20 protein-coding genes and 1 riboswitch are annotated in these 23,662 nt (G+C 70.7%); of the genes, 5 read left to right on the top strand and 15 right to left on the bottom strand.

Annotated elements, in window-relative coordinates:
• Positions 1–20 precede the first annotated feature (20 nt).
• Entirely contained in the window at positions 21–2,468 is a 2,448-nt protein-coding gene (locus CAP_RS28480; protein ID WP_052376198.1) for an ATP-dependent helicase, read from the top strand.
• A 3-nt stretch (positions 2,469–2,471) separates the two neighbouring features.
• A complete protein-coding gene (locus CAP_RS28485) occupies positions 2,472–3,461 on the top strand; it encodes an ROK family protein (RefSeq protein WP_052376199.1) in 990 nt (329 codons plus the stop codon).
• Positions 3,462–3,463: 2 nt separating this feature from the next.
• Here the strand turns inward: CAP_RS28485 and CAP_RS28490 are convergent, their stop codons facing one another.
• The gene (locus CAP_RS28490; RefSeq protein WP_044246789.1) at positions 3,464–4,714 is read right to left on the bottom strand and encodes an NAD(P)/FAD-dependent oxidoreductase; all 1,251 of its coding nucleotides are present in this window, start codon (positions 4,712–4,714) and stop codon (positions 3,464–3,466) included.
• A 112-nt stretch (positions 4,715–4,826) separates the two neighbouring features.
• Here CAP_RS28490 and CAP_RS28495 point away from each other — a divergent pair, with 112 nt between their 5' ends.
• On the top strand, positions 4,827–5,750 hold the full coding sequence (locus CAP_RS28495; RefSeq protein ID WP_044246790.1) for a DUF4351 domain-containing protein: 924 nt from the start codon (positions 4,827–4,829) through the stop codon (positions 5,748–5,750).
• 83 nt (positions 5,751–5,833) lie between these two features.
• Here the strand turns inward: CAP_RS28495 and CAP_RS28500 are convergent, their stop codons facing one another.
• The 10 genes from CAP_RS28500 to CAP_RS52655 form a co-directional block, all read right to left on the bottom strand.
• Positions 5,834–6,610, bottom strand: coding sequence for a crotonase/enoyl-CoA hydratase family protein (locus CAP_RS28500; RefSeq protein ID WP_044246791.1), 777 nt, complete (start codon positions 6,608–6,610; stop codon positions 5,834–5,836).
• Positions 6,611–6,640: 30 nt separating this feature from the next.
• Positions 6,641–7,117, bottom strand: coding sequence for a hypothetical protein (locus CAP_RS52650; protein WP_063748765.1), 477 nt, complete (start codon positions 7,115–7,117; stop codon positions 6,641–6,643).
• A gap of 37 nt (positions 7,118–7,154) precedes the next feature.
• The gene (locus CAP_RS28510; protein WP_231511737.1) at positions 7,155–7,958 is read right to left on the bottom strand and encodes a CoA-transferase subunit beta; all 804 of its coding nucleotides are present in this window, start codon (positions 7,956–7,958) and stop codon (positions 7,155–7,157) included.
• Entirely contained in the window at positions 7,948–8,856 is a 909-nt protein-coding gene (locus tag CAP_RS28515; RefSeq protein ID WP_044246792.1) for a CoA transferase subunit A, read from the bottom strand. Before CAP_RS28515 ends, CAP_RS28510 begins: the two co-directional genes overlap by 11 nt.
• A gap of 8 nt (positions 8,857–8,864) precedes the next feature.
• Complete coding sequence (locus tag CAP_RS28520) at positions 8,865–10,235, bottom strand: acetyl ornithine aminotransferase family protein (RefSeq protein WP_081865354.1); 1,371 nt, start codon at positions 10,233–10,235, stop codon at positions 8,865–8,867.
• A gap of 41 nt (positions 10,236–10,276) precedes the next feature.
• A complete protein-coding gene (locus CAP_RS28525; RefSeq protein WP_044246796.1) occupies positions 10,277–11,836 on the bottom strand; it encodes an aldehyde dehydrogenase family protein in 1,560 nt (519 codons plus the stop codon).
• On the bottom strand, positions 11,833–13,179 hold the full coding sequence (locus CAP_RS28530) for an aminotransferase family protein (protein ID WP_044246843.1): 1,347 nt from the start codon (positions 13,177–13,179) through the stop codon (positions 11,833–11,835). The genes CAP_RS28525 and CAP_RS28530 overlap by 4 nt, the downstream gene beginning before the upstream one ends.
• 313 nt (positions 13,180–13,492) lie before the next feature.
• A riboswitch (cobalamin riboswitch) is annotated at positions 13,493–13,704 on the bottom strand.
• A 40-nt stretch (positions 13,705–13,744) separates the two neighbouring features.
• Complete coding sequence (locus CAP_RS28535; protein WP_052376204.1) at positions 13,745–14,620, bottom strand: mechanosensitive ion channel family protein; 876 nt, start codon at positions 14,618–14,620, stop codon at positions 13,745–13,747.
• Positions 14,621–14,632: 12 nt separating this feature from the next.
• Positions 14,633–17,263, bottom strand: coding sequence for an AAA family ATPase (locus tag CAP_RS28540; RefSeq protein WP_044246798.1), 2,631 nt, complete (start codon positions 17,261–17,263; stop codon positions 14,633–14,635).
• Between the two features lie 381 nt (positions 17,264–17,644).
• The gene (locus tag CAP_RS52655; RefSeq protein WP_197041393.1) at positions 17,645–18,019 is read right to left on the bottom strand and encodes a hypothetical protein; all 375 of its coding nucleotides are present in this window, start codon (positions 18,017–18,019) and stop codon (positions 17,645–17,647) included.
• Positions 18,020–18,068: 49 nt separating this feature from the next.
• On the opposite strand from CAP_RS52655, the gene CAP_RS28550 reads away from it, so the two are divergent.
• Positions 18,069–18,398, top strand: a complete 330-nt coding sequence (locus CAP_RS28550; RefSeq protein WP_231511738.1) for a hypothetical protein — start codon at positions 18,069–18,071, stop codon at positions 18,396–18,398.
• A 99-nt stretch (positions 18,399–18,497) separates the two neighbouring features.
• Positions 18,498–19,082 (top strand): hypothetical protein, encoded by a 585-nt coding sequence (locus CAP_RS28555; RefSeq protein ID WP_044246803.1) that lies wholly within the window; start codon positions 18,498–18,500, stop codon positions 19,080–19,082.
• 31 nt (positions 19,083–19,113) lie between these two features.
• Here CAP_RS28555 and CAP_RS28560 read toward each other — a convergent pair whose 3' ends face one another.
• The 4 genes from CAP_RS28560 to CAP_RS28575 all read right to left on the bottom strand — a co-directional run bounded on the left by CAP_RS28560 (position 19,114) and on the right by CAP_RS28575 (position 23,597).
• The gene (locus CAP_RS28560) at positions 19,114–20,406 is read right to left on the bottom strand and encodes a Kelch repeat-containing protein (protein ID WP_081865351.1); all 1,293 of its coding nucleotides are present in this window, start codon (positions 20,404–20,406) and stop codon (positions 19,114–19,116) included.
• A gap of 182 nt (positions 20,407–20,588) precedes the next feature.
• Complete coding sequence (locus CAP_RS28565) at positions 20,589–21,842, bottom strand: Kelch repeat-containing protein (RefSeq protein WP_044246807.1); 1,254 nt, start codon at positions 21,840–21,842, stop codon at positions 20,589–20,591.
• Positions 21,843–21,945: 103 nt separating this feature from the next.
• Complete coding sequence (locus CAP_RS28570; RefSeq protein ID WP_044246810.1) at positions 21,946–22,323, bottom strand: hypothetical protein; 378 nt, start codon at positions 22,321–22,323, stop codon at positions 21,946–21,948.
• Between the two features lie 65 nt (positions 22,324–22,388).
• Positions 22,389–23,597 (bottom strand): glycosyltransferase, encoded by a 1,209-nt coding sequence (locus tag CAP_RS28575; RefSeq protein ID WP_044246812.1) that lies wholly within the window; start codon positions 23,595–23,597, stop codon positions 22,389–22,391.
• Between the last annotated feature and the right edge of the window lie 65 nt (positions 23,598–23,662).

Consider the following 23,662-nt stretch of genomic DNA (forward strand, 5'->3'; position numbering starts at 1 on the left):
CGCCGTGCTAGCGACTCCCCGTGGCGGAGCAGCACGAGCATGGAGGCCAGGCCCCCGGCGACAGGCCGGTGATCCCCGAGGAGCTGAACGGCCCCCAGGCCGACGCCGTGGAGCACGTCGACGGCCCCCTGCTCATCTTCGCGGGCGCCGGCAGCGGCAAGACGCGGGTCATCGTCTACCGCATCGCCAACCTCATCGCGACGCACCGCGTCCCGCCCTACCGCATCCTCGCGGTCACCTTCACCAACAAGGCGGCCGGCGAGATGAAGCACCGCCTCGAACGGCTCCTGGGCCCGGACATCGTGAGGGACCTGTGGGTGGGCACGTTCCATTCCGTCTGCGTTCGTCTGCTGCGCAAACACCACGAGGCCGCGGGCCTCGACCGAGGCTTCGTCATCTACGATGACGGAGACCAGCGCGCCGTCGTGGCCCGGGTGCTCAAGGAGCTCGACCTCGACGACCGCCGCTACCCCCCCCGCCAGGTCCTCTCCCGCATCCACGCCTACAAGCAGGAGGGCCGCGGCCCCGACGACGTCGACTCCGACGGCTACTTCGACGACGCCGTCCTCCGCTGCTACCGCGGCTACGAGCGCCACCTGAAGCAGGCCAGCGCCGTCGATTTCGACGACCTCCTCCTCGCCGTCCTCCGCCTCGTCGAGGACCCCGAGAGCCTCGCCGGCGACGACCTCCGCCGCCGCTTCAGCTACGTGCTCGTCGACGAGTTCCAGGACGTCAACCACGTCCAGTACCGCCTGGTCCGCGCCCTCTGCAAGCAGCACGACAACCTGTGCGTGGTCGGCGACGACGACCAGAGCATCTACCGCTGGCGCGGCGCGGACGTGCGCGTCATCCGGGGCTTCCGCCGCGACTTCCCCGGGGCCTCGGTCATCAAGCTCGAACAGAACTACCGCTCGGTGGCCAACGTCGTCCAGGCCGCCCTCGGCGTCATCCGCAGCGCCAAGGACCGCGAGCCCAAGGAGCTGTGGACCTCGAACCGCTCCGGGGACCAGGTCCAGGTCGTCGCCGCCGACAGCGAGCACGACGAGGCGGCCTGGGTCGCCTCCCGCATCAAGGAGCTCACCGCCGAGGGCGTCTCTCCCCGCGACATCGCCGTCTTCTACCGCGTGCACGCCCAGTCCCGCGTGCTCGAAGAGGTGCTCCGGTCGGAGCGCATCCCCTACCAGATCATCGGCGGCACCCGCTTCTTCGAGCGCGCCGAGATCAAGAACCTCCTCTCCTACCTGCGCGTCGTGGTCAACCCGCGCACCGACGTCGACCTCCACCGCATCATCAACGTCCCCTCCCGCAAGATCGGCTCGACCACCATCGACCGCCTCATCCAGGTCGCCGACAACCTCCGCGTCTCCCTCTACGACGCCATCGAGCCCCTCGTGGAAGGCGCCATCGACGACGTCCGCGCCGGCGGCAAGCCCGCGGTCACCACCCAGACCCGCAAGGCCCTCCTCGGCTTCCGCGACCTCATGGAGGACCTGCGCAAGAAGGCCCGCGAGGCCTCCCCCAGCCAGGTCGCCGAGGAGGTCCTCGAACGCACCGGCTACGCCAAGCTCCTCAAGGAAGAGGACAACGCCGAGGCCGACGCCCGCCTCCAGAACCTCCAGGAGCTGCTCCAGTCCATCCTCGACTACGAGGAAGAAATGAAGGCCGCCGGCGAGCCCGCCCTCCTCACCGGCTACCTCGAACGGGTCAGCCTCACCTCCGACGCCGACACCCTCGAAGACGTCCCCAAGGTCGCGATGATGACCATCCACGCCGCCAAGGGCCTCGAGTTCCACGCCGTCTTCCTCACCGGCATGGAGGAAGACCTCTTCCCCTTCCGCAGCATGGAGCCCTCCCGCGGCGACGACGTGGAAGAGGAGCGCCGCCTCGCCTACGTCGCCATCACCCGCGCCCGCGAGAAGCTCTGGATCACCCACGCCTCCCGCCGCGCCATCTTCGGCCAGACCCGCTACAACGCCCCGAGCCGCTTCCTCAAGGACATGCCAGAGGCCGCGGTGCGCGGCGTGCTCACCCCCGCCACCCAGATGATGGCCCGCCGCCCCGAAGGCTCCTCCGGCGGCTTCGGCAGCTTCTCCGGCGCTTCCGGCGCTGGCCGCTTCGGTGGCCGCGGCGACCGCGACCGCGCCGCCAGCACCCGCTTCGACACCAGCCCCCGCCCCGCCTGGCGCCACCCCCAGGACAGCGCCGTGAGCGGCATGCGCGACGCCGCCCCGCGCCCCCCGCCCCAGTCCGTCAACCCGGGCGAGCGCTTCATCGACCGCGACCCCGACGCCGAGAGCGACGGCGAGAGCATCTCCCTCCGCCGCGGCTCCCGCGTCCGCCACGAGCGCTTCGGCCTCGGCACCGTGAACAGCATCGACCCCGGCGCCGACCCCATCGCCAGCGTCACCTTCTCCGGCTGGGGCCTGAAGCGCATCAAGGTCCGCTTCCTCAAGCCCCTCGACGGCTGACGCATGACCGGGGGGACCTCAGCGGGCAGCGATAGCGGCAGCGATATCGCCCTCGGCGTCGACCTCGGCGGCACCAAGATCGAGATCGTCGCGCTGCGCCTCGATCCCGCCGGTACACCTGCGGCCACCACCACGCCTCGCGCCCCCGACATCCTCGCCCGCCGCCGCGTCCTCACCCGCCGCGAGCGCGGCTACGACGCCGTCCTCGCCGAGACCGCCACCCTCATCACCTCCTTCGCCGCCGAGCTTGGCCTCGACCCGCACCACGTCCCCCTCGGCGTCGGCATGCCCGGCAGCATCACCCGCGCGGGCCTCGTCAAGAACTCCAACACCGTCTGCCTCAACGGCCGCCCCTTCCGCACCGACCTCGAAGCCCACCTCGCCCGTACCCGCCCCATCGCCTTCGACAACGACGCCAACTGCCTCGCCCTCGCCGAGACCTTCCTCGGCGCCGCCGCCCCTTACCGCGACGGCATCGTCTTCGGCGTGATCATGGGCACCGGCGTCGGCGGAGGCCTCATCGCCTTCGGCCGCCCCTGGCCCGGCCCCCAGGGCATCGGCGGCGAGTGGGGCCACCACGCCGTCTTCCCCGGCCGCGGCGACCCTTGCTACTGCGGCCAGCGCGGCTGCCTCGAACAGTTCGCCAGCGGCCCCGCCGTCGAGGCCGACTATGCCCGCCGCGCCGGCGCTCCCCTCCCCCTCGCCGCAATCGCCACCCGCGCCGCGCCCGAGGCCAACGACCCCCACGCCCGCGCCGCCATGGACACCCTCCTGGATGCCTACGGCCGCGGCCTCGCCAACCTCATCGACATCCTCGACCCCAGCGCCATCGTCCTCGGCGGGGGCCTGAGCCACCTCGACGCTCTCTATGACGAGGGCCGCGCCCGCGTCGCGCATTACGTCTTCAATGACGAGCTGACCACCCCCATCCTCCGCAATGCCCTCGGCGACTCCGCTGGCGTCCTCGGTGCCGCCCTCCTCGGCGCTTCGTAAACTCACCCCACCAGTGACGCGAGCGCCACGTTCTCGTCCGCGAGCGCCCCCGGATCCACCACCGCTTTCACTGCCACCAGCTTCTTCGCCGCCTGGAAATCCGCTGGCCTCCCGATCACGTCCGCTGCGATGAGGCGCCCTTCTGCCAGGTAGAACGCCGAGAACGCCCTGTTCTCCATCGACCCCCGCGTCACGCACCGATCGTACCCCGTCGACAGCCCCACCATCTGCAGCCGCATCCCGAACTGCTCCGACCAGAACCACGGCACTGCCGGCGAAGGCACCGGCTTCCCCAGCACCGTCGCCGCCGCCACCCGCGCGTGCTCCATCGCGTTCGGCACCGACTCCAGCCGGATCCTCCGCCCCGCATATGCGCTCGGCTGGTTCGCGCAGTCCCCCACCGCCAGCACCGCCGGGTCCGAGGTCCGCGCCATCTCATCCACCACGATCCCGTCGTCCACCGCGAGCCCCGCCGCCGCCGCCAGCTCCGTGTTCGGCGTGAGCCCGATCCCCACCAGCACCAGGTCCGCGGCGATCCGATCCTCCACCCCGTCCTGCGCCACGATCACCTCGCGCACTGCCTCCTCGGCCGCGTCCAGCGTCACCCCCTGCACCGCTGCCGGCATCCGGAACACGACGCCCCGCTCCCGGTGCACCCCCTCGATGAATCCCGACACCTCCGGCCCCGTCACCCGCGACAGCACCCGCGGCGCCACGTCGACGACCGTCACCTTCACCCCGAGCTGCACCGCGGCCGACGCCACCTCCAGCCCCACGTACCCCGCCCCGATCAGCACCAGGTGCTTGCCCGCCTCGAACCGCGCGCGCATCGCCTCCACGTCCGCGATCGACCGCAGGTAGAACAGGTTCCCGAGCTTGCGCTGCTCCACCCCTGGCAGCGGCAGGAGCCGCGCCCTCCCCCCCGTCGCGATCACCAGCTTGTCGTACCCGAGCCGGCTCCCGTCCTGGAGCACCGCCTCCCGCGCCTCCCGGTCGATCGCCGTGACCCGCGTCCCGAGCTTCAGCGTGATGTTGAACTTCTCGTACGTCGCCTCCGGCTTCAGGTAGAGCTGCGCGAGCTGCATCTTCCCCAGCAGGAACCCCTTCGAGAGCGGCGGCCGCTGGTAGGGCGGGTGCGCCTCATCCCCCACGAGCACCACGCGCCCCTCGTACCCTTGCTGCCGGAGCGAGGTCGCCACCTCGCCACCCGCCTGCCCAGCCCCAACGATCACCACCGTCTCTTCCACGTACATCACTCCTGCTGCGCGGTTTGTTAGCACTGCCCTCGCTCCGAGGCGCCTGTTTGTTGCCGGGGCGAGACCTCGGTGGCCCATCGTGCCGCGCTCTCGCCGCGGGGCCGCGCCGATGCACAACCGCTCCGACCAGTTCGCGAAGAACATCCTGCGCGACGCGCTGAACCGCGCCTCCACCGCCGAGACCGAGGTCGAGGTCCTGGCCGCCACCCAGAAGATCGACGTCTACAGCGTCTCCGACCCTGCCCGCGAAGCCGAGCGCCGCGAGATGGGCCTCCTCGGCGAGCTGTCCGCGGAGCCCTCGCTGTTCGAGCCCTACCACGCCACCCCGAGCCTCAGGCATGTGCGCCACTGCCTGCGCAAGCAGCTCACCTGGCACCACGAGCTGGAACGCCGCGCCCGCGCCGCCAGGGTCTCCGCGGGTTCGCAAGTCGACCCGGAACCGCCTTCCCAACCACCCGTGCCCTTTCCCGCGCTCGTGGTCATCAGCCCCGGCCGCCCCGAGACCGTGCTCGAAGCCTACGGCTGTCAGCGGGCGCGTCCCGGCCTCTGGCAGGCTGTGCCCGGACTGGCGATGTGCATCGTCATCCTGGCCGAGCTGCCCCGGACGCGCGACACGCTCCTCCTGCGCCTGCTCGGCGAAGGACAGCTCCTGCACGGCGCCCTCGCTGACCTGGCGGCACTACCGGAAGACGCCTGGGAGAACGGCGTCGCCACCCCCCTTCTGGTACACTTCCGCCTCAGCCTCGTGGAGGCCGCGGCAAACGAGGAGGACGAGATGAGCGCAGAGATCCGGGCCTGGTTTCAGGACTACCAGCAGAAGCTACGTGACGAGAGCCGCAGCGAAGGGCAGCAGGAAGGGTGTCGGGAAGGCGAGCGCCTGATGTTGCTGAAGCTGCTTCAGTCTCGCTTCGGCGACCTGCCCGCGGCCGTCGTAACCCGCATCGAGGCGGCCGAGATGCCCGAGTTGGAACGCTGGGCAGAGCGCCTGCCTCACGCCCAGACCCTCGCCGAAGTGCTCGACGAGCTGAGCTGAGAAGCTCGCCCCGCTTCCTGAAGTTTCTGACGAGCCGAGCTGACGCCGCACGCCCCCGCACCGACCTCCCGCCCGTACCCGCCTCAGCGCCCCTTGAAGTCCCCCGCGCGCCGCTCCAGGAATGACTTCATCCCCTCCGCCGCGTCCTCTGTCGCCATCAGCCCCCTGGCGCGTTCCACGAGCCGCAGCGCCTCGGCCTCGAAGCCCTCGGCCAGCATCGCCCGTGACGACGCCAGCGTTGCCTGCACCGCCAGCGGCGCCTGCTGCGCTACCTGCTGCGCCAGCGCCGTCGCCCGGTCGAGCACCCCGGCCGCCGGCACCACCTCCTGCACCAGCCCGATCCGCAGCGCCTCCGCGGCGTCGAGCGTGTCGCCCGTCAGCAGCCACTTCATCGCGTTCCCCCACCCCGTCAGCAGCGGCAGCCGCAGCGTCGCTCCCCCGAACGGATAGATCCCCCGCTTCACTTCGAGCTGCGCGAACCGGGTCCCCTCGCCTGCCACCCGGATGTCCGCGGCCAGCGTGAGCTCCATCCCCAGCGTGTAGCAGTAGCCCTGCACCCCGATCACCAGCGGCTTCGTCAGCCGCCGCGGCCCGAGCCCCACCGGGTCCACCCGGTCCACCGGGAACAGCGCCTTGCCCGACGCCACCGCCGGGCCCACCTCGCCGAGGTCCAGCCCCGCCGTGAAGTGGTCTCCGTGGGCGAAGAGCACCGCGCACCACAGCGCCTCGTCCTCCTCGTAGTCAGTGAAGGCCTGCGACAGCTCGTCGAGCATCGTCAGGTCGAAGGCGTTGCGCTTTGCCGGACGGTTCAAGCCGATACGGACCACGTGCCCCAGCCGCTCCACAGTGATGCGTTCCATCCCTCGGAGCGTACAGGCAACGCGGCCGGATCACCCCCCTGCCCTGCTTCCAGTCCCTCCGAGCGCCCCTGCACCCGCGCCTCCCTCGCCACCTGCCTCCGGCCCCGCCTCGCCTCCCGCCCCCGCCTCGCCACCTGCCTCCGGCCCCGCCTCGCCTCCCGCCCCCGCCTCCCCTCCTGCCCCCGCCTCCCCTCCTGCCTCGACCCCTTCTCCCGCGCCTCCCTTAGTGCGCCCCACCAGCACCACCTCGGCCGCGTTCTCCCCCACGAGCAGCCGCGTCTCGTCCCAGCTCCACACCCCGCGCGTGCGGCGCGGGCGCTTCCCCCCGAACGTCGGCAGCTCGGTCCAGGGCAGGTCGACGAGGTGCTCTCCCCACGTCCGGAGCACGCGCGCCAGCACGTCGAGCGAGCCGATCGACCCCGACTCGTCGCGGCCGTCCTCGTGCTCGATCCGGTACACCCACCCGCGCTGCCGCGGGCCCAGCCCGTCGAAATAGATGCGGAGCATGGCGCCCAAGCTCGCCTCCAGGTCCGGCGTTGGCCGGTTACAGATGGAGTCCTTGTGGATCTAGACGCTCGCGCAGGAGTCGCAGCGTCTCTGCGTCCGGAGATGCGGACGTCTCCAACCGCGCGGCCACCTTCAGGGGCCACCCGCAGGCCGCCTGCACCTCCTCCGGCGTCACGCCGGGGTACACCTCCGTCAGCACCGCCTCTCCCGTCTCGTCGAACGCGAGCACCCCGAGGTCGGTGATCAGGCGCGCCGGCCCTCCCCCGGGCATCCCCAGCTCCGCCCGGCTCTTGCCGTGCATCCGGTGCCCGGGGCTGGTGATGAAGTCGCAGCGCTCCACGAAGGCCCGCCGGCTCATGCGCATCATCAGGAGCAGCCTCCGCGCGTGCACCGCGATCTCGCAGGCCCCTCCGCTCCCGGGCAGCCGCACCTTCGGGTTCTCGTACGGACCGACGACCGTGGTGTTGATGTTCCCCCAGCGGTCCACCTGCGCCCCGCCGAGGAAGCCCACCTCGATGCGCCCGCCCTGGAGCAGGCACTGGAAGACCTCGGCCTGGCTCACCACCGCCAGGCTGTCCGTCACCAGCGACGGGTCTCCGATCGACACCGGGAGCCGCTCCGGGATCGCCCCGATCGCGCCCGACTCGTAGATCATGCACAGCCCCGGCGCGTGCGTCGCCCGCGCCAGGTTGCAGGCCAGGTTGGGCAACCCGATCCCCACGAACACCACGTCCCCGTCGCGCAGCTCCTGCGCGGCCCGGAACGCCATCCGCTCCGACGCGCTCGCCATCCGCTCCGACGCGCTCGGCGCCGCCGCGCCTCCCCTCGACTCAGTAGCCATAGTCCACCCCCGCGCACACCCGCGGCTTCGCCCGGAGCCTGTCCATCACCCCGGCGCCGAGCTTCGCCAGGTAGCCCTTCCGGTCTTCCACCCCGTACACGAACGCGTCGAGGTAGGCCGCGTAGCGCTCCGGGCTCCGTGAGATCTCCTCCCACGCCACGTAGAACTCGTTGTCGCGATCGTGGAACCCCTGCACGAAGCTCGGGTGGCAACCCCACGGCTCGTGCACCACGTGCGAGACGATGATCCCCGGCACCAGCGTCCGGTTCGGGTCCTTGCGGATCACCTCCGTCGGCACGATCTCCTCGGCGACCACGATCACCCGGCGCGCCGCGAAGGCCACCTCCTTCTGCGACCCCAGGAGCCCCCACACCTGCGCGTTCCCCTCCTGGTCGGCGCGCTGGCAGTGGAGGATCGCCACGTCCGGGTGCAGCGCCGGCACCGTCGCCAGCGTCCTGCCCGTGTAGGGGCACTGCACCGTCTTGATCTCCGGGTTGGCCCTGGCGATGTCGCCGCCGGCGTAGTTGTCGAGCGGCCAGAAAGGCAGCCCCGCGCTCGCCGCCAGGAACCGCGAAAGCAGCCCGAAATGCGAGTACTCCTCCAGCGCGATGCGGCTCGACGCGCCCGCCTCGCTCCGGCGGCGCAGCGCGTGCAGGCTCCCCACCCCGGGGTTGCCCGCCCAGCTAAAGACCAGGCGCTTCACGCACCCCGCCTCGATGAGCTGGTCGTACACCAGGTCCGGCGTGAGCCGGATGGCCGTCAGATCGCGGACTCCCTGGCGGATGATCTCGTGCCCCGCCGCGAAGCAGATGAGGTGCGTGAACCCGTCGATGACCAGCGAGCACCCCGTCTTCACCGAGGCGGCGATGGCTTCCTTCATCGAGCAACGCTTGTCCATGGGCGCCCTCAGATCTTCTCGCCGAGCGTTGCTGCGGCCTGCTCCGGGTGGTGCTTCTCGTCCAGATCCGCCAGGCATTGCCCGAGGATGCCCAGCATCACGTCCACCTCGTGCTCGGTCACCACGAGCGGCGGCGCGAACCGGATCGTCGACTTGCCGCACGACAGGAGGAGCAACCCCCGCTGGAACGCGAGCTGCTCCAGCTCCCCCACGTACGCGCCCGCGGGCTCCAGGGTTCCTGGCACCACGAACTCGGCCCCCACCATCAGCCCCACGCCCCGCACGTCGCCGATCACCGGGTGCCGCGCTTGCAGCGCGCGCAGCCCCGCCTGCAGGTACGCCCCGGTCCGCTGCACCTGCCCGAGCAGCCCCTCCACCACGTCGAGCGTCGCCAGGGCCGCCGCGCAGCACACCGGGTTGCCCCCGTAGGTGCTCCCGTGCGACCCGCGCGGCCAGGTCATCACCGCCTCACGCGCCACGATCGCCCCGAGCGGCATCCCCGAGGCGATCCCCTTCGCCGACAGCAGGATGTCCGGCATCACCCCGAAGTGCTCCGCCGCGAACATCGTCCCCGTGCGCCCGATGCCCGACTGCACCTCGTCGAACACCAGCAAGATCCCGTGCCTGTCGCAGATCCGCCGCAGCTCCTCCAGGAACCCTGCCGGCGGCACCACGTAGCCCCCCTCGCCGAGGATGGGCTCCACGAACACCGCCGCCACCTCGCGCGGATCCACGTGGTTGACGAAGTACTCCGTCTCCAGGAGCCTCGCGGGGTTGCCCGCCTCGTCGCCTGCGCCGACGCCTTCCAGCGGGCGGTAGGGGTTCGCGTAGGGGATGTGGATCACCCCCGGCAGGAGCGGCCCGAAGAACGCCCGCTGCGCCACCTTCGACGAGTTGAGGGAGATCGCCCCGTAGGTGCGCCCGTGGAACCCGCCCTTGAACGCCACCACGTACTGCCGGCGCGTGTGGTGCCGCGCGAGCTTCAGCGCCCCCTCCACGGCCTCCGTCCCGGAGTTGGTGAGGAACACCTTCTTCGGGCCCATCTCCGGCAGGTAGCCGGCGAGCCGCTCGCACAGCCGCGCGAAGGAGTCGTAGTAGAAGTCCGTCCCGCAGATGTGCAGGAACCGCTCCGCGGCCTCCTTGATGGCCTGCACCACGTGCGGGTGCGCGTGGCCCGTCGAGGCCACCGCGATGCCCGCCATGAAGTCGAGGAAGCGGTTGCCGTCGACGTCGTAGACCCACGGCCCCTCCCCGCGCTCCACCACCAGCGGGTACTCCTTGATGTACGACGGAGAGGCGTACTTCCGGTCCTTCGCGATGATCGCCTGGGCCTTCGGCCCTGGCGGCGCGATCTGCACCTCGGGGAAGAGCATGCTCATGTCTCCGCTCATGTCTCCACTCACGCCTCCGCTCACGCCGCTCACCCCACCCGCGTCTGCGATTGCTCGCGCATGAACTGCGCCACGTAGTAGGGCCCGCAGCCTCCCTTCCCGGTCGACCCGCTCCCCTTCCAGCCGCAGAACGCCTGCACCCCCGGCCACGCCCCGGTCGTCGCCCCGGCGCGGCGGTTCGCGTAGAGCACCCCCGCCTCCGCGCGCTCCATGAACGCCTCCACGTCCTCCGCCTTCTGGCTGAAGATCCCCGCCGTCAGCCCGTAGGCGCAGTCGTTCGCCATCCCCAGCGCCTCCTCCAGCGTGCGGAAGCCGGTCACGCCCACGAAGGGCAGGAACAGCTCCTCGCGCATCAGCCGGTGCCCATGCTCCAGCTCCGCCACCGTCGCCGCCACGAAGTGCCCCTCTGCGAGCTCCGCCGACGGCCGCACCCGCACCCCGCCGGCGTGCACCGTCCCCTCCCGCCGCGCCTCGGCCGCCGCCTGCTCGAAGCGCCGCACCGCCGCCGCGTTGATCACCGGCCCCATGAACGTCTCCGCCAGGCTCGGATCTCCCGCGCGCACGTCGAGCGCCTTCTTCGAGAGCCCGGCGAGGAACCCGCGCTTCAGATCCTCGTGCACGTAGACCCGCGACAGCGCGCTGCACTTCTGCCCCGACAGCCCGAAGGCCGACCGGAAGCACCCCTCGATGGCGTCTTCCAGGTCCGCCTCCTGGCAGACGATGGCCGGGTTCTTCCCGCCCAGCTCCAGGAAGCACGGCCTGATCCCCGCCGCGTTGAGCCGGGCGTGGATCCCGTAGCCCACGCTCCGGCTCCCCGTGAACGCGACGCCATCCACCTCGGGGTGGTCCACGAGCGCCGCCCCCAGCGTCTCCCCCTCCCCGTGCACCACCTGCAGCACCCCCTCGGGCAGCCCCGCCTCCACGAGCGCCTGGTAGAGCCCCTCCGCGCACCACGGCGCCTCCTCGCTCGGCTTGAGCACCACCGCGTTCCCGCCGAGCAGCGCCCCCGCGCTCATCCCTGCCGCGAGCGCGAGCGGGAAGTTGAAGGGCGCGATCACCACGAACACCCCGTACGGCCGGAGCACGCTCAGCGTGCTCTCTCCGGAGGACAGCCGCGCCATCGGCCTCACGAACCCCTGCGCCTCTTCGAACTGCCCCGCGTAGTAGCGCAGCAGATCGGCCGACTCTTCCACGTCCCCGAGCGACTCCAGCCGGTTCTTCCCCACCTCCAGGCTCATGATCGCCGCCAGCGTGAAGCGCCGCGCCGAGATGAGGTCCGCCGCGCGCCGCAGCACGAGCGCCCTCTCCTGCCAGGGCACCCTGGCCCAGCGCCGCTGCGCCTCCTTCGCGGTCCGCATCACCCGCGCCACCTCGCCCACCGGGGTGCGGTGAACGCTCGCGAGCAGCTCCGCGGGCCGCGCCGGGTTCCGGCTCTCCAGCAGGTCCCCGCTCCGGAACGCCTCCCCCGCGATCCACGACGGGTGCTCCCCGCCGAGCCCACCCCGGACCACGGCGAGCGCCTCGTCGAAGTGCGCGTGCAGCGCCGTCATGTCCGCGTCGAGCACCGAATACGTGATGCGAAAGCTCATCGCCTCTCCATGTGCTGCATGATTCCCCGGGCCAGCTTCTCGACCAGCTCGTCCACGTCGCCCTCGGTGATGACGAGCGGCGGCCCGACCATCACCAGATCCCCGTTCTCTCCGTCCGCGTGTCCCGTGTTCGGCCACAGGATCAGCCCCTCCGCGAACAGCGCCCCGAGCAGCCCCTCCACCACCTTCCGGGCCCGAGGGAACGGCCGCTTCGTCGCCTTGTCCTCCACCAGCTCCACCCCGGCGAGGAGCCCCACCCCCTCCACCGCGCCCACCCCTGGCAGCGGCAGCAGCGCCTCCCGCAGCCGCCGCTGGAGGTACGCCCCCACCCGCGCCGCGTGGCTCACCAGATCGTGCTTCTCGAAGTAGTCGAGCACCGCGACCCCCGCCGCCGTCATCGACGGCGCCTGCAGGTACGTCTGCGCGTGCATGAACCCCCCCGACCCCTGCCGCATCTCCTCCAGGTGCGCCCCCTTCACCAGCAGCGCGCTGAGCGGCACGTATCCCCCGCTCAACCCCTTCCCCAGCACCAGCGCATCGGGCTCGAACCCGAGCGGCGTGCTCGCGAAGAAGCTCCCCGTGCGCCCGCACCCGCACATCACCTCGTCGGCGATGGTGAGGATCCCGTGCCTCCTGCAGATCTCCCCCACCTGCGCGAAGTAGCCAGGAGGCGGCACCGCGGCCCCCGCCGACGACCCGATCACCGGCTCCGCGATGAACGCCGCGATGGTCTCCGGCCCTTCCCGCGCGATGGTCTCCTCCAGGAGCCGCGCATAGTGGTCGGCCCCCTCCCGCGCGTAGTCTTGGAGCCCCGACCGGTACGGATACGGCGCGGCCGTCGTCACCACCTCCGACAGCAGCGGCCCGAAGAACTTCTTGTAGTGAGGCCGCCCCGACAGCGACAGCGCGAACAGGGTGTTGCCGTGGTAGCTCGGCACCCGCGCGATCACCTTCGATCGTCGCGGCTCTCCGCGCTCCACCCAGAGCTGCCGCGCGAACTTGATCGCCGCCTCCGTGACCTCCGACCCCGAGCCGAGGAATGCCGCCCTGTCGAGCCCCGGGGGCGCCTGCGCGCAGAGCCGCGCCGCCAGCTCCTCCGTCACCTCCGAGGTGAAGTGCGTGCCGTTGACGTACGCCACCTTGACGAGCTGCTCGTGGATCCTCGCCGCCACCTCGCGGTTGCCGTGCCCCACGCTCGCCACCAGCGCCCCCGCCGACCCGTCCAGGTACGACCTCCCCTGCTTGTCGAACAGGTAAACGCCGTGCCCGTGCGAGATCACCGGCAGCTCCCGCGCGAGGTGGCGCAGGAGCACGTGCCCCTCCGGATAACGAACGGTGTCCATGCCCATTGAAACCTGGCAACCCGCGCGCACACGACCGCCCTCTCGGCGCGCCCGTGGGCCGCGAATGAAGTGAATGGCGCGCGAATGGCGCGCGAATGCCACGTGAATGCCGCGCCAGGGCATGCGAATGCACTGCGCGACGACGGAATGAACGTGCCGCAGAATCCCCGAACCGGAACACCGCCACGCGGGCGGCCCGGAGCCGCAGGAAGGATGGCTCGGCCCCTGATGCGCGCCCGGACGCGCAATGCTCCCGAGCGCTCGGACCTCGCCGCCTTCCCTAGAGGCTCAGGTCGAACCGTGCGCGCATGTCTCTCGCGTACGGGCGCTGGCAGGTCTTCGGGCTCGCGAGCATTCCGGCGCGGGGCCGGCTTCCTACCGCTCGTCCCTTCCCAGCTCCCCGAGGGAACCAGTGTCGTTGACGAGTTTCGTTCTCACTTACCGCTGCTGGGCAGCCCCGGAATCACACCGGGTTCCCTATTATGCCTGCGCAAGGGCACAGGCACCAGCACGCGCATTTCGTACCCTCCGCACCATTGCCTGTCAAGCATCACCCGGCAGAGGGCTACGACAGCGCGCGGTGGGCCCCCGGCGCATCCGGCGCTTCAGCCGCCTTCGCGCCCTTCGGGGGGGCCCCTCCCGCGAGGATCACGTTCTTCTCGCGGAAGGCGGCGAGCACGCGCTCGGTCAGGGTGCCCTGGTAGTCCTGCTTGTACTTCATGTCGAGCACGTGGGCCTCGGCCTCCAGGCGCACCGCGGTGCCGAACTGGAGCACCACCTGCTCCATGCTCACGGCCCAGGGCTGGCCGAGGAACACGTAGCGGTTGCTGGTGATGCACTCCTCCACGATGCGCTTGGCGAGATCCAGGTCCTGGTCCGCCGACACGAAGAACTCGCGCTTCACCATCATGTCGAGGCGGCCCTGGTTCGCGGAGGCCACCGACTCGGTGAGGAACTTGTTGTTGGGGATGGTGACGAGGAGGTTGTCCTCCGTGCGCAGCCGCACGGAGCGGAGGCCGATGGCGGTAATCTCCCCCTCGTAATCCTCGAAGTGCACCCGGTCACCGACCTGGAAGGGGCGGTCGACGATCAGGGTGAGGCCGGCGAGGATCGACGAGGCCAGATCCTTCAGCGCGAAGCCGATGGTCACGGCGACGGTGCCGGTCAGGGCCAGCACCACCTCCTTGGACAGGTTGAGGGAGAAGCCGATCGCCGCGGCGATGCCGCCGATGTACATGCCGAACCGCGTCAGCGTCGCGAGCTGGCTGAGCATCAGGCGGCGGTGCACGAAGCGGTTGCCGCTGCGCTCCAGGGCGGCGGTGATGATCCGCACCAGGAACCAGGTGACGGCGAGGATCACCAGGCCCGTGACCACCCCTCCAGCCTGAATGGTCTCGATGAGCTTCGCGCCGCCTTCGATGTCGTCCTGGTCGGGTTCCATGGTCTCGTCTCGTCAGGGCTGGATGAGGTGCTTGCGCAGGAGGAAGCTGGTCACGGCGCTCTGCCAGGGCGTGGTGACCCGGTGGCGGCCGCCGTTGTTGTCGACGACGCCGACCTCGAGGAGCTTGGTCAGCGCGTCCTCGCAGGGGAGGCGCCCGTAGCCGAGTGACAGCGCCGCCTCCTGGGGGGTCAGGCTGTCGTGCCACACCACGCTGGCCAGCACGAAGCGCTCGATCTCGCTGAGGTCCTCCAGGGTGTCCTCGCTCGGGCCGTGGAAGAGGCGCACCCGCAGGCGCCGCTCCCCGTCGGGGCGCAGCGAGGCGAGCCAGTAGTGCAGCGCGACGCGGGGCACACCTTGCGAGTAGTCCCAGAGCAGGCGGTTGAAGTCGCGCTCGGTCTCCGCCGCGTGCGAGGCCTGGTCGGGCGCGTCCTCGTCCACGAGCAGATCGTGGAACGACAGCTCGTACCCGCTCTCCCGGACCCTGCCGGCGAGCAGCTCGCCGAGCTTCTTCTCGGGCCACGGCGCGAGCTGCACCACGGCGCGGAAGACCGGGATCTCGCCGCGCGCGAAGAGCACGAAGCGGTGCGGGTGATGGGCCAGCGCGCACAGCCAGAACATGCTGGGCGCCGAGTACTCCACGATGTCGAGGAAGGCCTCCCAGGCGCCCCAGGTGTCGAGCCCTCGCAGGAACAGGTGCTCCAGGTCGTCGAGGATGAGCAGCCGTCGCGGCTGGGTGCGCAGCCACCCCGCGAGCGCCTCGGCGCTCCCCAGCGCCGCCTCCGGGGCTCCGAGCGCCGCGCCGAGCGTGGCCGACACGTCCTTCTCGGTGAGCATGCGCTGCTTGAGGGCGATGCGCTGGGTGGGGATGCCCTCGGCCTTGCGCTCCGCGGCGCGCAGCCAGCTCGTCTTGCCGGATCCGGCGCCCCCGACGAGCAGGAGCGAGCCGATCCGAGGGCTGTCCTTCCAGGCCGTGAGCAGCGCCTCGAACTTCTCGAGCCCCGGGTAGTACTCGAGCCCCGTGGCAGGGTCCTCGATGGGCAGCTCCGGGATCCGCGCGCGCAGGTCCTCGGGCAGCTCCACGACCGCCTCGTCCGCGCCGGCGCCCCCCTGGCGGCGCTCGAGGCGCCTCCGGAACAGGAACGCGAGCAGCCGGTGCGACTGCTCGAAGCCGAGCAGGTAGCGCCTGGCCCAGCGGCCCAGCGCGGCCACCGCCAGGACCAGGAACGCCAGGACGGCGACGAAGAACCCGTACCACCGCGTCCGCGTGCTCCGCACCGCATCGGCGAGCGCCCCCGTGTCGTGCCGGCGCAGGTACGCGTCGCAGATGTCGTCACGCCACCGCCGGATCAGGATCCACGCGAGCACCAGGGTGCCGAGCCACGCGACGCGGTGCACCAGGTGGTAGATGTACCCATGGCCGACCGTGACGGCGAGCACGGTCAGGATGAGCGCCGTGAAGAGCGCGTAGCGCCCCACGGTGCGCAGCGAGTGGAAGATCTTCTTGCTGATGGCCTCCCCGAGCGGCAGCTCCGGCGTCCCCACCCGGGAGGCCACGAACTGGTGCGCGATCGCGACGCCCAGCCGGTAGAGCGCGTACCAGCGCAGAAGGGTGAAGCCCAGCTCCACCTCGCGGACGCGCGCCGCCGCGGGCCCCAGCGCCGCGTGCACGCCCCACACCACCACCAAAAACAAGAGCGGCCCCGAGATCGCCGAGACCGCCGTGTGCGCCCCCGTCACCCACCGTTGCAGGCGCGGCCTGCTGATGACGCGGTGGAGCACGTCCCTCGTCCGATCGAGGAAGCGCTGTCGCCGTGACGCCAGGACCAGCACGACGACGACCACCACCAGCACCAGGAGCGCGCGCACCGACAGCGCCGCGAGCTGGAAGGGATCGCGGATCCAGGCGAGCGCCTCGCCGGCGATGCGCTCCCGCTGGAGCACGTACCCCTGCGCCCGCGCCTGCAGGTGCCACACCTCCGCGCGGAGCTGCTCCATCCCCGCCCGGTCGATGCCGAACGCCTCCTCGCGCTGCTCCTCGTTCAGCCGCGCGAGCAGGTGCACCCGCGTCGCGTCGAGCGTCTCCTCGTCCCGGAGCGCCTCCGCGAGCCGCGTCTTGCCGGCATTCGCGGCCTCCTCCGCTGCCCGCCCCTCGCCGAGCGCCGCGTCCACCTCCGGCCGGAGGGTCTCCAGCTCGTCCATGACGCGCTGGAGCAACGCCCCCGCAGGCTCGCCATGCGCCACGTCCTTCGCCTCGGCGGCGAGCGCCGCGATCCTCGTCTTGCGCTCCTCGCTGGAGGGAGCCTCGGCTGCCGTAGCAGGAGGCTCCGCTGCCGGCGCATCGGCGGATGCGGCTCCAGGAGCTTCGGGCTGCGCAGTCGCGGGAACTGCAAGGGGCGCGGCTGCAGGCGCGGCTGCAGCCGCCGGCTCAGGCGCTCCGGGGGCAGCCAGAGGCGCTTCGGGCGCGGCTGCGGGCGCTTCGATGGGAACGGCTCCAGGCGACGCTGCGGCGGGGGGTGCGGCGGACGGCTCGATGGGCGCTCTGGCGAGCACCGAGGACGGGCTCGCCACGAGCATGGAGAGGGTGGCTACGAGCGCGAACAGGATCGCGCCGCTCCTCCCGCGTCCGACCCTGCGCAGAGGCATGCAACGGCCTTCGCGACACCTTTCGGGGAGACGCGGGCAATGAGCGCTTCGTTCTGTTCTTTCGCGCAGCATCATCGGAATGGGTGTCACTTCGGTGGTCGCCAAGCAGGCTGGTTTCGACCGCCCTCATTCAGGCGGATGCGCCCTGGTCCCGATGGTGGCCCCCGGTCTCCCGCTCCCATCCCCCACTCGAATCGGTGCAATGCCAGGGGTGAGGGGGATGCTCCGTGGAAGCACAGGGACTGGAGCCCAAGGTGCAGCGTTGCGCAGGACGTACTTACGAGAGGAGCGTGCTCTGCTCGATGTCCATCATGCGCGCATAGAGGATTTGCGTGGTGATCTCAAGGTCGTTCGATGAGACGCAGCGCGGCCATCGCGCCATCATCGACGATCCAGGGCCTCATCGCGCCATATTCCACCTTCAGGATAACGGCCTCCGCACGCGCATCGTTGCAGACACACGACGAGCCCCGGCCAGGTCACGACGACGCTCCCCAGACCCCCCCGCCGGACCTGCTGCCCTCTGTCGTCGCCCACCCTCTTCGTGTCGACGTCTGCGTTCCTCACGTCAGCGTCGGGCCCCCTCACGTCAGCGTCGGGCCTCCTCACGTCACCGTCGGGCCTCCTCACGTCACCGTCGACCCCCATCACGTCACCGTCGACCCCCATCACGTCACCGTCGGCCCCCGTCACGTCACCGTCGGCCCCCGTCACGTCACCGTCGGCCCTCCCGACGTCACCGTCTGCATTCTTCATGCTGACGTCTATCCCCCGCATGTCACCGTCTGCCCCGCCTCACGGCGGCGTGACCAGGAGTCACGATGACGTGAGCGGGGTTGCCGTCACCGTCCTCGCAAGCGACGTCATCGTCCTGCCGGAGGACGTCATCGTCCTGTCGGAGGACGTCATCGTCCTGTCGGAGGACGTCATCGTCCTGTCGGAGGACGTCATCGTCCTCCCGGAGGACGTCGTCGTCCTGCCGGAGGACGTCATCGTCCTGCCGGAGGACGTCATCGTCCTGCCGGAGGACGTCGTCAGGTGTTCGATCTGTGTGAGGAACTACAGAGAAGCCGCCAGGGGGTCACCCTTTTCTGCCAGCGCCTTGACGACACGCGCGGGAGTGATCACCTCCTAGACGCGCGCCGGGAGCATGCTCGCGGACGCACCTGAACCCACCGCCCCCGCAGCCGCGGGAGCAGCTCACCCGAAGCACCTCACCGCAAGAGAGGGATCCGTGTCGAAAGACTCGTTCGTGACCTACTCCGGTCCGTTAAACGTCGACCTGTCGCACCTCGATGGTGTTCTCCTCAGCGCCGCAGCAGGGGCGACCAAGGGGATGCACCGCGAGCAGGAGGGCTTCGCGGAGGTGGAAGCGGAGCTGGCCCGGGCGATGCCGGTGCTCGGTGACACCATCGGGGTCGGGGGCTCCGTGCACGCGCGCATCGTCACCACGACCGACAAGCTGGCGCAGGTACGCGCGGCGAAGCTCGTCGTCGACAAGCTGGCGCAGGCCCTGACCGAGACCGAGATCCTCCTGGAGAACGAGCGCGAGGCCGACATCGGGCTCATCGTCTCCGCGGCGAGGTTCGTCGCGAGGCGCAAGGACCGGTCGGTGATCGCCCTGTTTCAGAGGACCATCCGCTACCACGGCCAGATCTCGCTGCGCGGCGCGAAGACCCGGCGCCGGAACGCGGAGAGAGCCGCGGAAGCCGCAGAAGCCGAGGCCGAGGCGGAGAAGATCGCCGCGCTCGTGGCTCACGGGATCGTGGACACGTTCACGGAGGACGGGCCCGGGTCCGAGCCCTTCGAGGGGACGTGAGGCTGTCGGGGGGGGGTCGTCGAGGCCTGCGCTAGGGCCGGTAGATGGCGCCGTCGGTCTTCAAGGAGCTGGAGCTATCGAGGCCGCCGTAGAGGATGGCTTCGCAGCCCGTCCAGACGGCGATGGCGCCTCTCCGGCTACCCAGCAGGTGGCCCCCGGGGATCGTGGACCAGGTGCCCGAGGCGAGGTCGTACGTCACCCCGTCGTCGAACGGACCGAAGGGGCCGTCTTCGCCGCCGCTGCCGCCCAGGATCCAGAGCTTTCCTGCAGCCTCCCAGACCGCAGCGCCAGAGCGCTCGGCGCCGAGTGGGGACTGGTCCATCGAGGGGATCAGCGTCCAGCTATCCGTGGCCGCGTCGTAAATGCCTCCGTCGACGGGCTCCTGGGGGAAGCAATGGCCGCAGGGGCCAATATCACCACCCCAGAAGATCGCGTCCGATCCCGAGGGGTCGCCGATGAACTTCCTGGCGTTGGCGCGCGGCACCAGGTTCGGCGTCGCGATGGTGGTCCAGGTGTCGGTCACGGGATCGTAGGCCGCGCCGTCTGCGAGGGGCGCGGCCTCTCCCTCGGAGCCGCCGTACACGATCATCCTGGAGCCGTTCCAGATGGCCGAGTGATACCCGCGTCCGGAGAGTGGCGAAGGCCCGAGGACGCGCCACGTGCCCGTGGCCGGATCGTAGGCAGCGCCGCCGTTGGAGAGGGGATAGGGGTCGTCGACGGTGTTCGGCTCTTCGTAGCCACCCCAGACGATCAGCTCGTGGGTGGTCGTGGACCAGACGGCGCTGTAGCCGCCGTACTCCACGCTCGGCGCCTGCGGGAAGGTGTCCCAGGTGTCGGTGTCCGGGTGGTAGGCGTACCAGGCAGGCTCGGTGCTCCCGTCCTCTGCGCCGTCCACGAACAGCGTGTCTCCGGACCAGGCCCAGGCGCCGTTGAAGTGGGCTGTGGGGCTGGAGAGCTGACGCCAGGTATTCGTGGCCGGGGAGAACGCCACGGCCTTCGTGTAGGAGAAGATCAGGGCTTCGGTCCCGGTCCAGGCATTGACCCGGATCATCCGGTCGTACGGTTCGTCCCCGAATCCCACCGCGAGCGAGCTGGGAATGCTTCGCCAGCCGGAGGGGATCGAGGGATCGCAGGCCGCGGGATCGGGGTTCGGATCGTCGTCCTCGTCCGGCACATCGGTGTCGGGATCGGGGACGTCGGGGCTCGGGTTGTCGGTATCCGGCGTGTCATCCCCCGACGACGAGGACCCGTTGCTGACGACGACGCAGCCGAGCGGCAGCCCGGCGATGAGAATTGAGCACAAACAACGAATGGCGATGGACATGGATGCCTCCAGGAAAGGGCATGGGTTGCGGACGAGGATGTGATCCTCGCCACCCAGGCTAGGCTCCCTGTGGCATTCCCTACAAGGAGAGAACACGTCCGAGAGCGTGCGGACGTGCGGACGTGCGGACGTGCGGACGTGCGGACGTGCGGACGTGCGGACGTGCGGACGTCAACAACCGTTCAGGGGCGGTAGATGGCGCCGTCGGTCAGCGTGCCCCAGCCGGCGTCGTAGCCGCCGTAAAGGATGGCCTCGCAGCCGGTCCAGATGGCGGTGGCGCCTCTCCGGCTCCCCAGCGGGTGACCCCCGGGGATCGTGGACCAGGTGCTCGTGGCGAGGTCGAACGTCACCCCATCGTCGAACGGGCCCGCGGGCGGATCTTCGCCGCCGCTACCGCCGCCCAGCATCCACAGCTTTCCTCCGGCCTCCCAGACCGCGACCCCGAAGCGCTCGGCGCCGAAGGGCGACTGATCCAGCGAGGGGATCAGCGTCCAGGTGTCCGTGGCCGGGTCGTAGGCCCCTCCGTCGGTGGGCTCCTGCGGGTCGCAGTGATAGCAGGGGCCGATGCTACCGCCCCAGAAGATCGCGGCCGATCCCGAGGGACCCCCGACGAACCCACTGGCGTCGGCGCGCGGCACCAGATTCGGCGTCGCGATGGTGATCCAGGTATCGGTCACGGGATCGTAGGCCGCGCCGTCCGCCAGGGGCGCCGCCTCTCCCTCGGAGCCGCCGTACACGATCATCCGGGAGCCGTCCCAGACTGCGGTGTGATACCCGCGCCCGGAGAGCGGCGAAGCGCCGAGAACGCGCCACGTACCCGTGGCGGGGTCGTAGGCAGCGCCCTCATTGGAGGTCGGCTCAGAGAACCCATTGGGCGGCTCGGCGAAGCCACCCCAGACGAGCAGTTCGTGGGTCGTCGTGGACCAGACCGCGCTGTAGCCACTCAACTCGACGTTCGGCGCCTGCGGGAAGGTATCCCAGGTGTCCGTGTCCGGGTGGTAGGCGTACCAGGCGTGATCGACGCCTTCGTTGACCGAGCCGTCCACGAACAGCGTGTCTCCGGACCAGGCCCAGACGCCGGCGAACGTGTAGGGGGGGCTGGTGAGCAGACGCCAGGTGTTCGTGGCCGGAGAGAACGCCGCTGCCTTCCGGTCGGCGAAGAGCAGGGCTTCGTTCCCGGTCCAGACGTTGACCCGGATCGAGCCCTCGGAGGGGTCACCGAAACCTGCCGAGAGCGCGCTGGGGATGCTTCGCCACCCGGAGGGGATCGAAGCATCGCAGGACCCTGTTTCAGGGGGCGGGTCGTCTTCGCCGTCCGGCGTGTCGGTGTCAGGCGTGTCTTCCCCCCCTGGCGAGGGCTCGGTGGTGACAATGACGCAGCCGAGCGGCAGCCCGGCCAGGATGAAGGGGCACAGAAAACGCAATGAGATGGACATGGATGCCTCCAGGGAAGGGCATGGGTTGCGGGCGAGGATGTGTGCCTCGGCACCCAGATTAGGCGCCATGTGGCGCTCCCTACAAGGAGGAGCTGACAGGCGTTCAGGGCGCGTTGTCGTCGAGGATCCAGGCGCGGGCGGCGATGTCGCTGGGGAAGCGGCGGGTGATGTGGTCGGAGCCGCTCTCGCGGGCGATGCGCTTGAGCTGGAGGGCGAGGACTTCGCTGTCGACGACCTCGGCGATCTTGGTGGTGCCGCACTCGCGCGCGTGCTCCTGGCGGCGGCGGAGGATCTCGGCGACCTGAGGGGCGACGGGCTTGAGGCCGCGCAGGTCGGCGTTGATGCGGATGTTGCGGCCCTGGAGGCTCTCCAGGACCCCGTAGAGCTCCGCGTCGAAGCTGCGCATCTCTTCGAGCTCGATGCGGCCCCAGAGGGTGTAGAGGACGAGGGCCTGGAGCCGGTCGGTCTTGATCAGGAACATGAGCGGTTCCCCATCCCTCGGAGGTACTCGGCGTGCGCGGCGTGCGCGGCGTGCGCGGCGTTCGCTCAGCGGGCTTTGCGGGTGGCGATGGCTTGCTCGTAGATGGAGGCGTAACGGGAGAGGAGCGTCTGCCAGTCGCGCTCCTGGAGGATCCAGGCGCGGGCGTTGCGGCCGACCTCCTGGAGGCGCTCGGGGTCCTGGAGGACGGCGACGATGCGCTGGGCGAGGTGGTGGACGTCGCCAGCGCGGAAGGTGAAGCCGGTCTCGCCGTCGCGCACCAGCTCGCCCATGGCGGGGACGTCGCTGACGATGACGGGGCGCTCCATGGACATGGCTTCGAGGGGCTTGAGCGGCGTGGTCAGCTCGGTGGTGCGGGTGCGGATGCGCGGGTACGCCATGAGGCTGGCGATGGAGTAGAGGTCGTAGACCTGGTCGTGGGGGACGCGCCCGGTGAAGGTGACGAGGTTGTCGAGGCCGCGCTCGCGGGTGAGGGCCTTGAGCTGCTCCTCCTGGCCGTGGGCCCCGGTGATGACCAGGTGGGCCTCGGGGATGGCGCGGGCGATCTCGCTCATGGACTCGATGAGGAGGTCGAGGCCCTCGTAGGGCTGGAACGTGCCGATGTACCCGATGACGCGCTTTCCCTGGAGGCCGTAGCGCTCGCGGGCAGCGGCGGAGTCTTCGCGGGGGACGAACTTGTCGCTGTCGGCGCCGTTGGCGACGACGTGGAGGGCGTTCGGGTCGCGGACGCGGGAGACGAGGGCGTTCCGGAGGGCCTCGCAGATGGTGACGGTGGCCTCGGCGCTCTTGAAGACGACGTTCTCGGCGCCGGCCGTGGCGCGGTACGGGATGGAGTCTTCCTTGAACTTGCCGCGATCGACGGAGGCGTTCTCCCAGAGGTCGCGGACCTCGTAGACGAGCGGGAGCTTGGCGCGGCGGGCCGCGTAGAGGGCGGGGAGGCCGACCAGCATGGGGGAGTGGGCGTGCACGACGTCGGGCTGCCACTCCTGGATGGCGGTCTCGACGCGACGTTCGAGGGCAGCCATGAGGCGGGCCTCGCGGACGAGGGGCGGGGTCTTGCCCTGGAGGGGCTGGGTGCGGAAGTGCGGGATGCCGTGGACGACGTCGAGGGGCGCGTCCTGGCCGATCTGCTGGGCCGAGGTGACCACGGCGGGATGGATGCCCTGGTCGCGCTGGGTGCGAACGATGTAGTCGCTGCGGATGGTGTAGCCGGCGATGTACGGGAGCGAGGTATGCAGGACGTGGAGCACGCGCACGATCGATCACCATCCTTCCGGGGCGGTCCCTGCCGATGGAGCGGCCGGGCGGTCGAGGAACCTAC

The organism is Chondromyces apiculatus DSM 436, from assembly GCF_000601485.1.
In the GTDB taxonomy this organism is placed as follows: domain Bacteria; phylum Myxococcota_A; class Polyangia; order Polyangiales; family Polyangiaceae; genus Chondromyces; species Chondromyces apiculatus.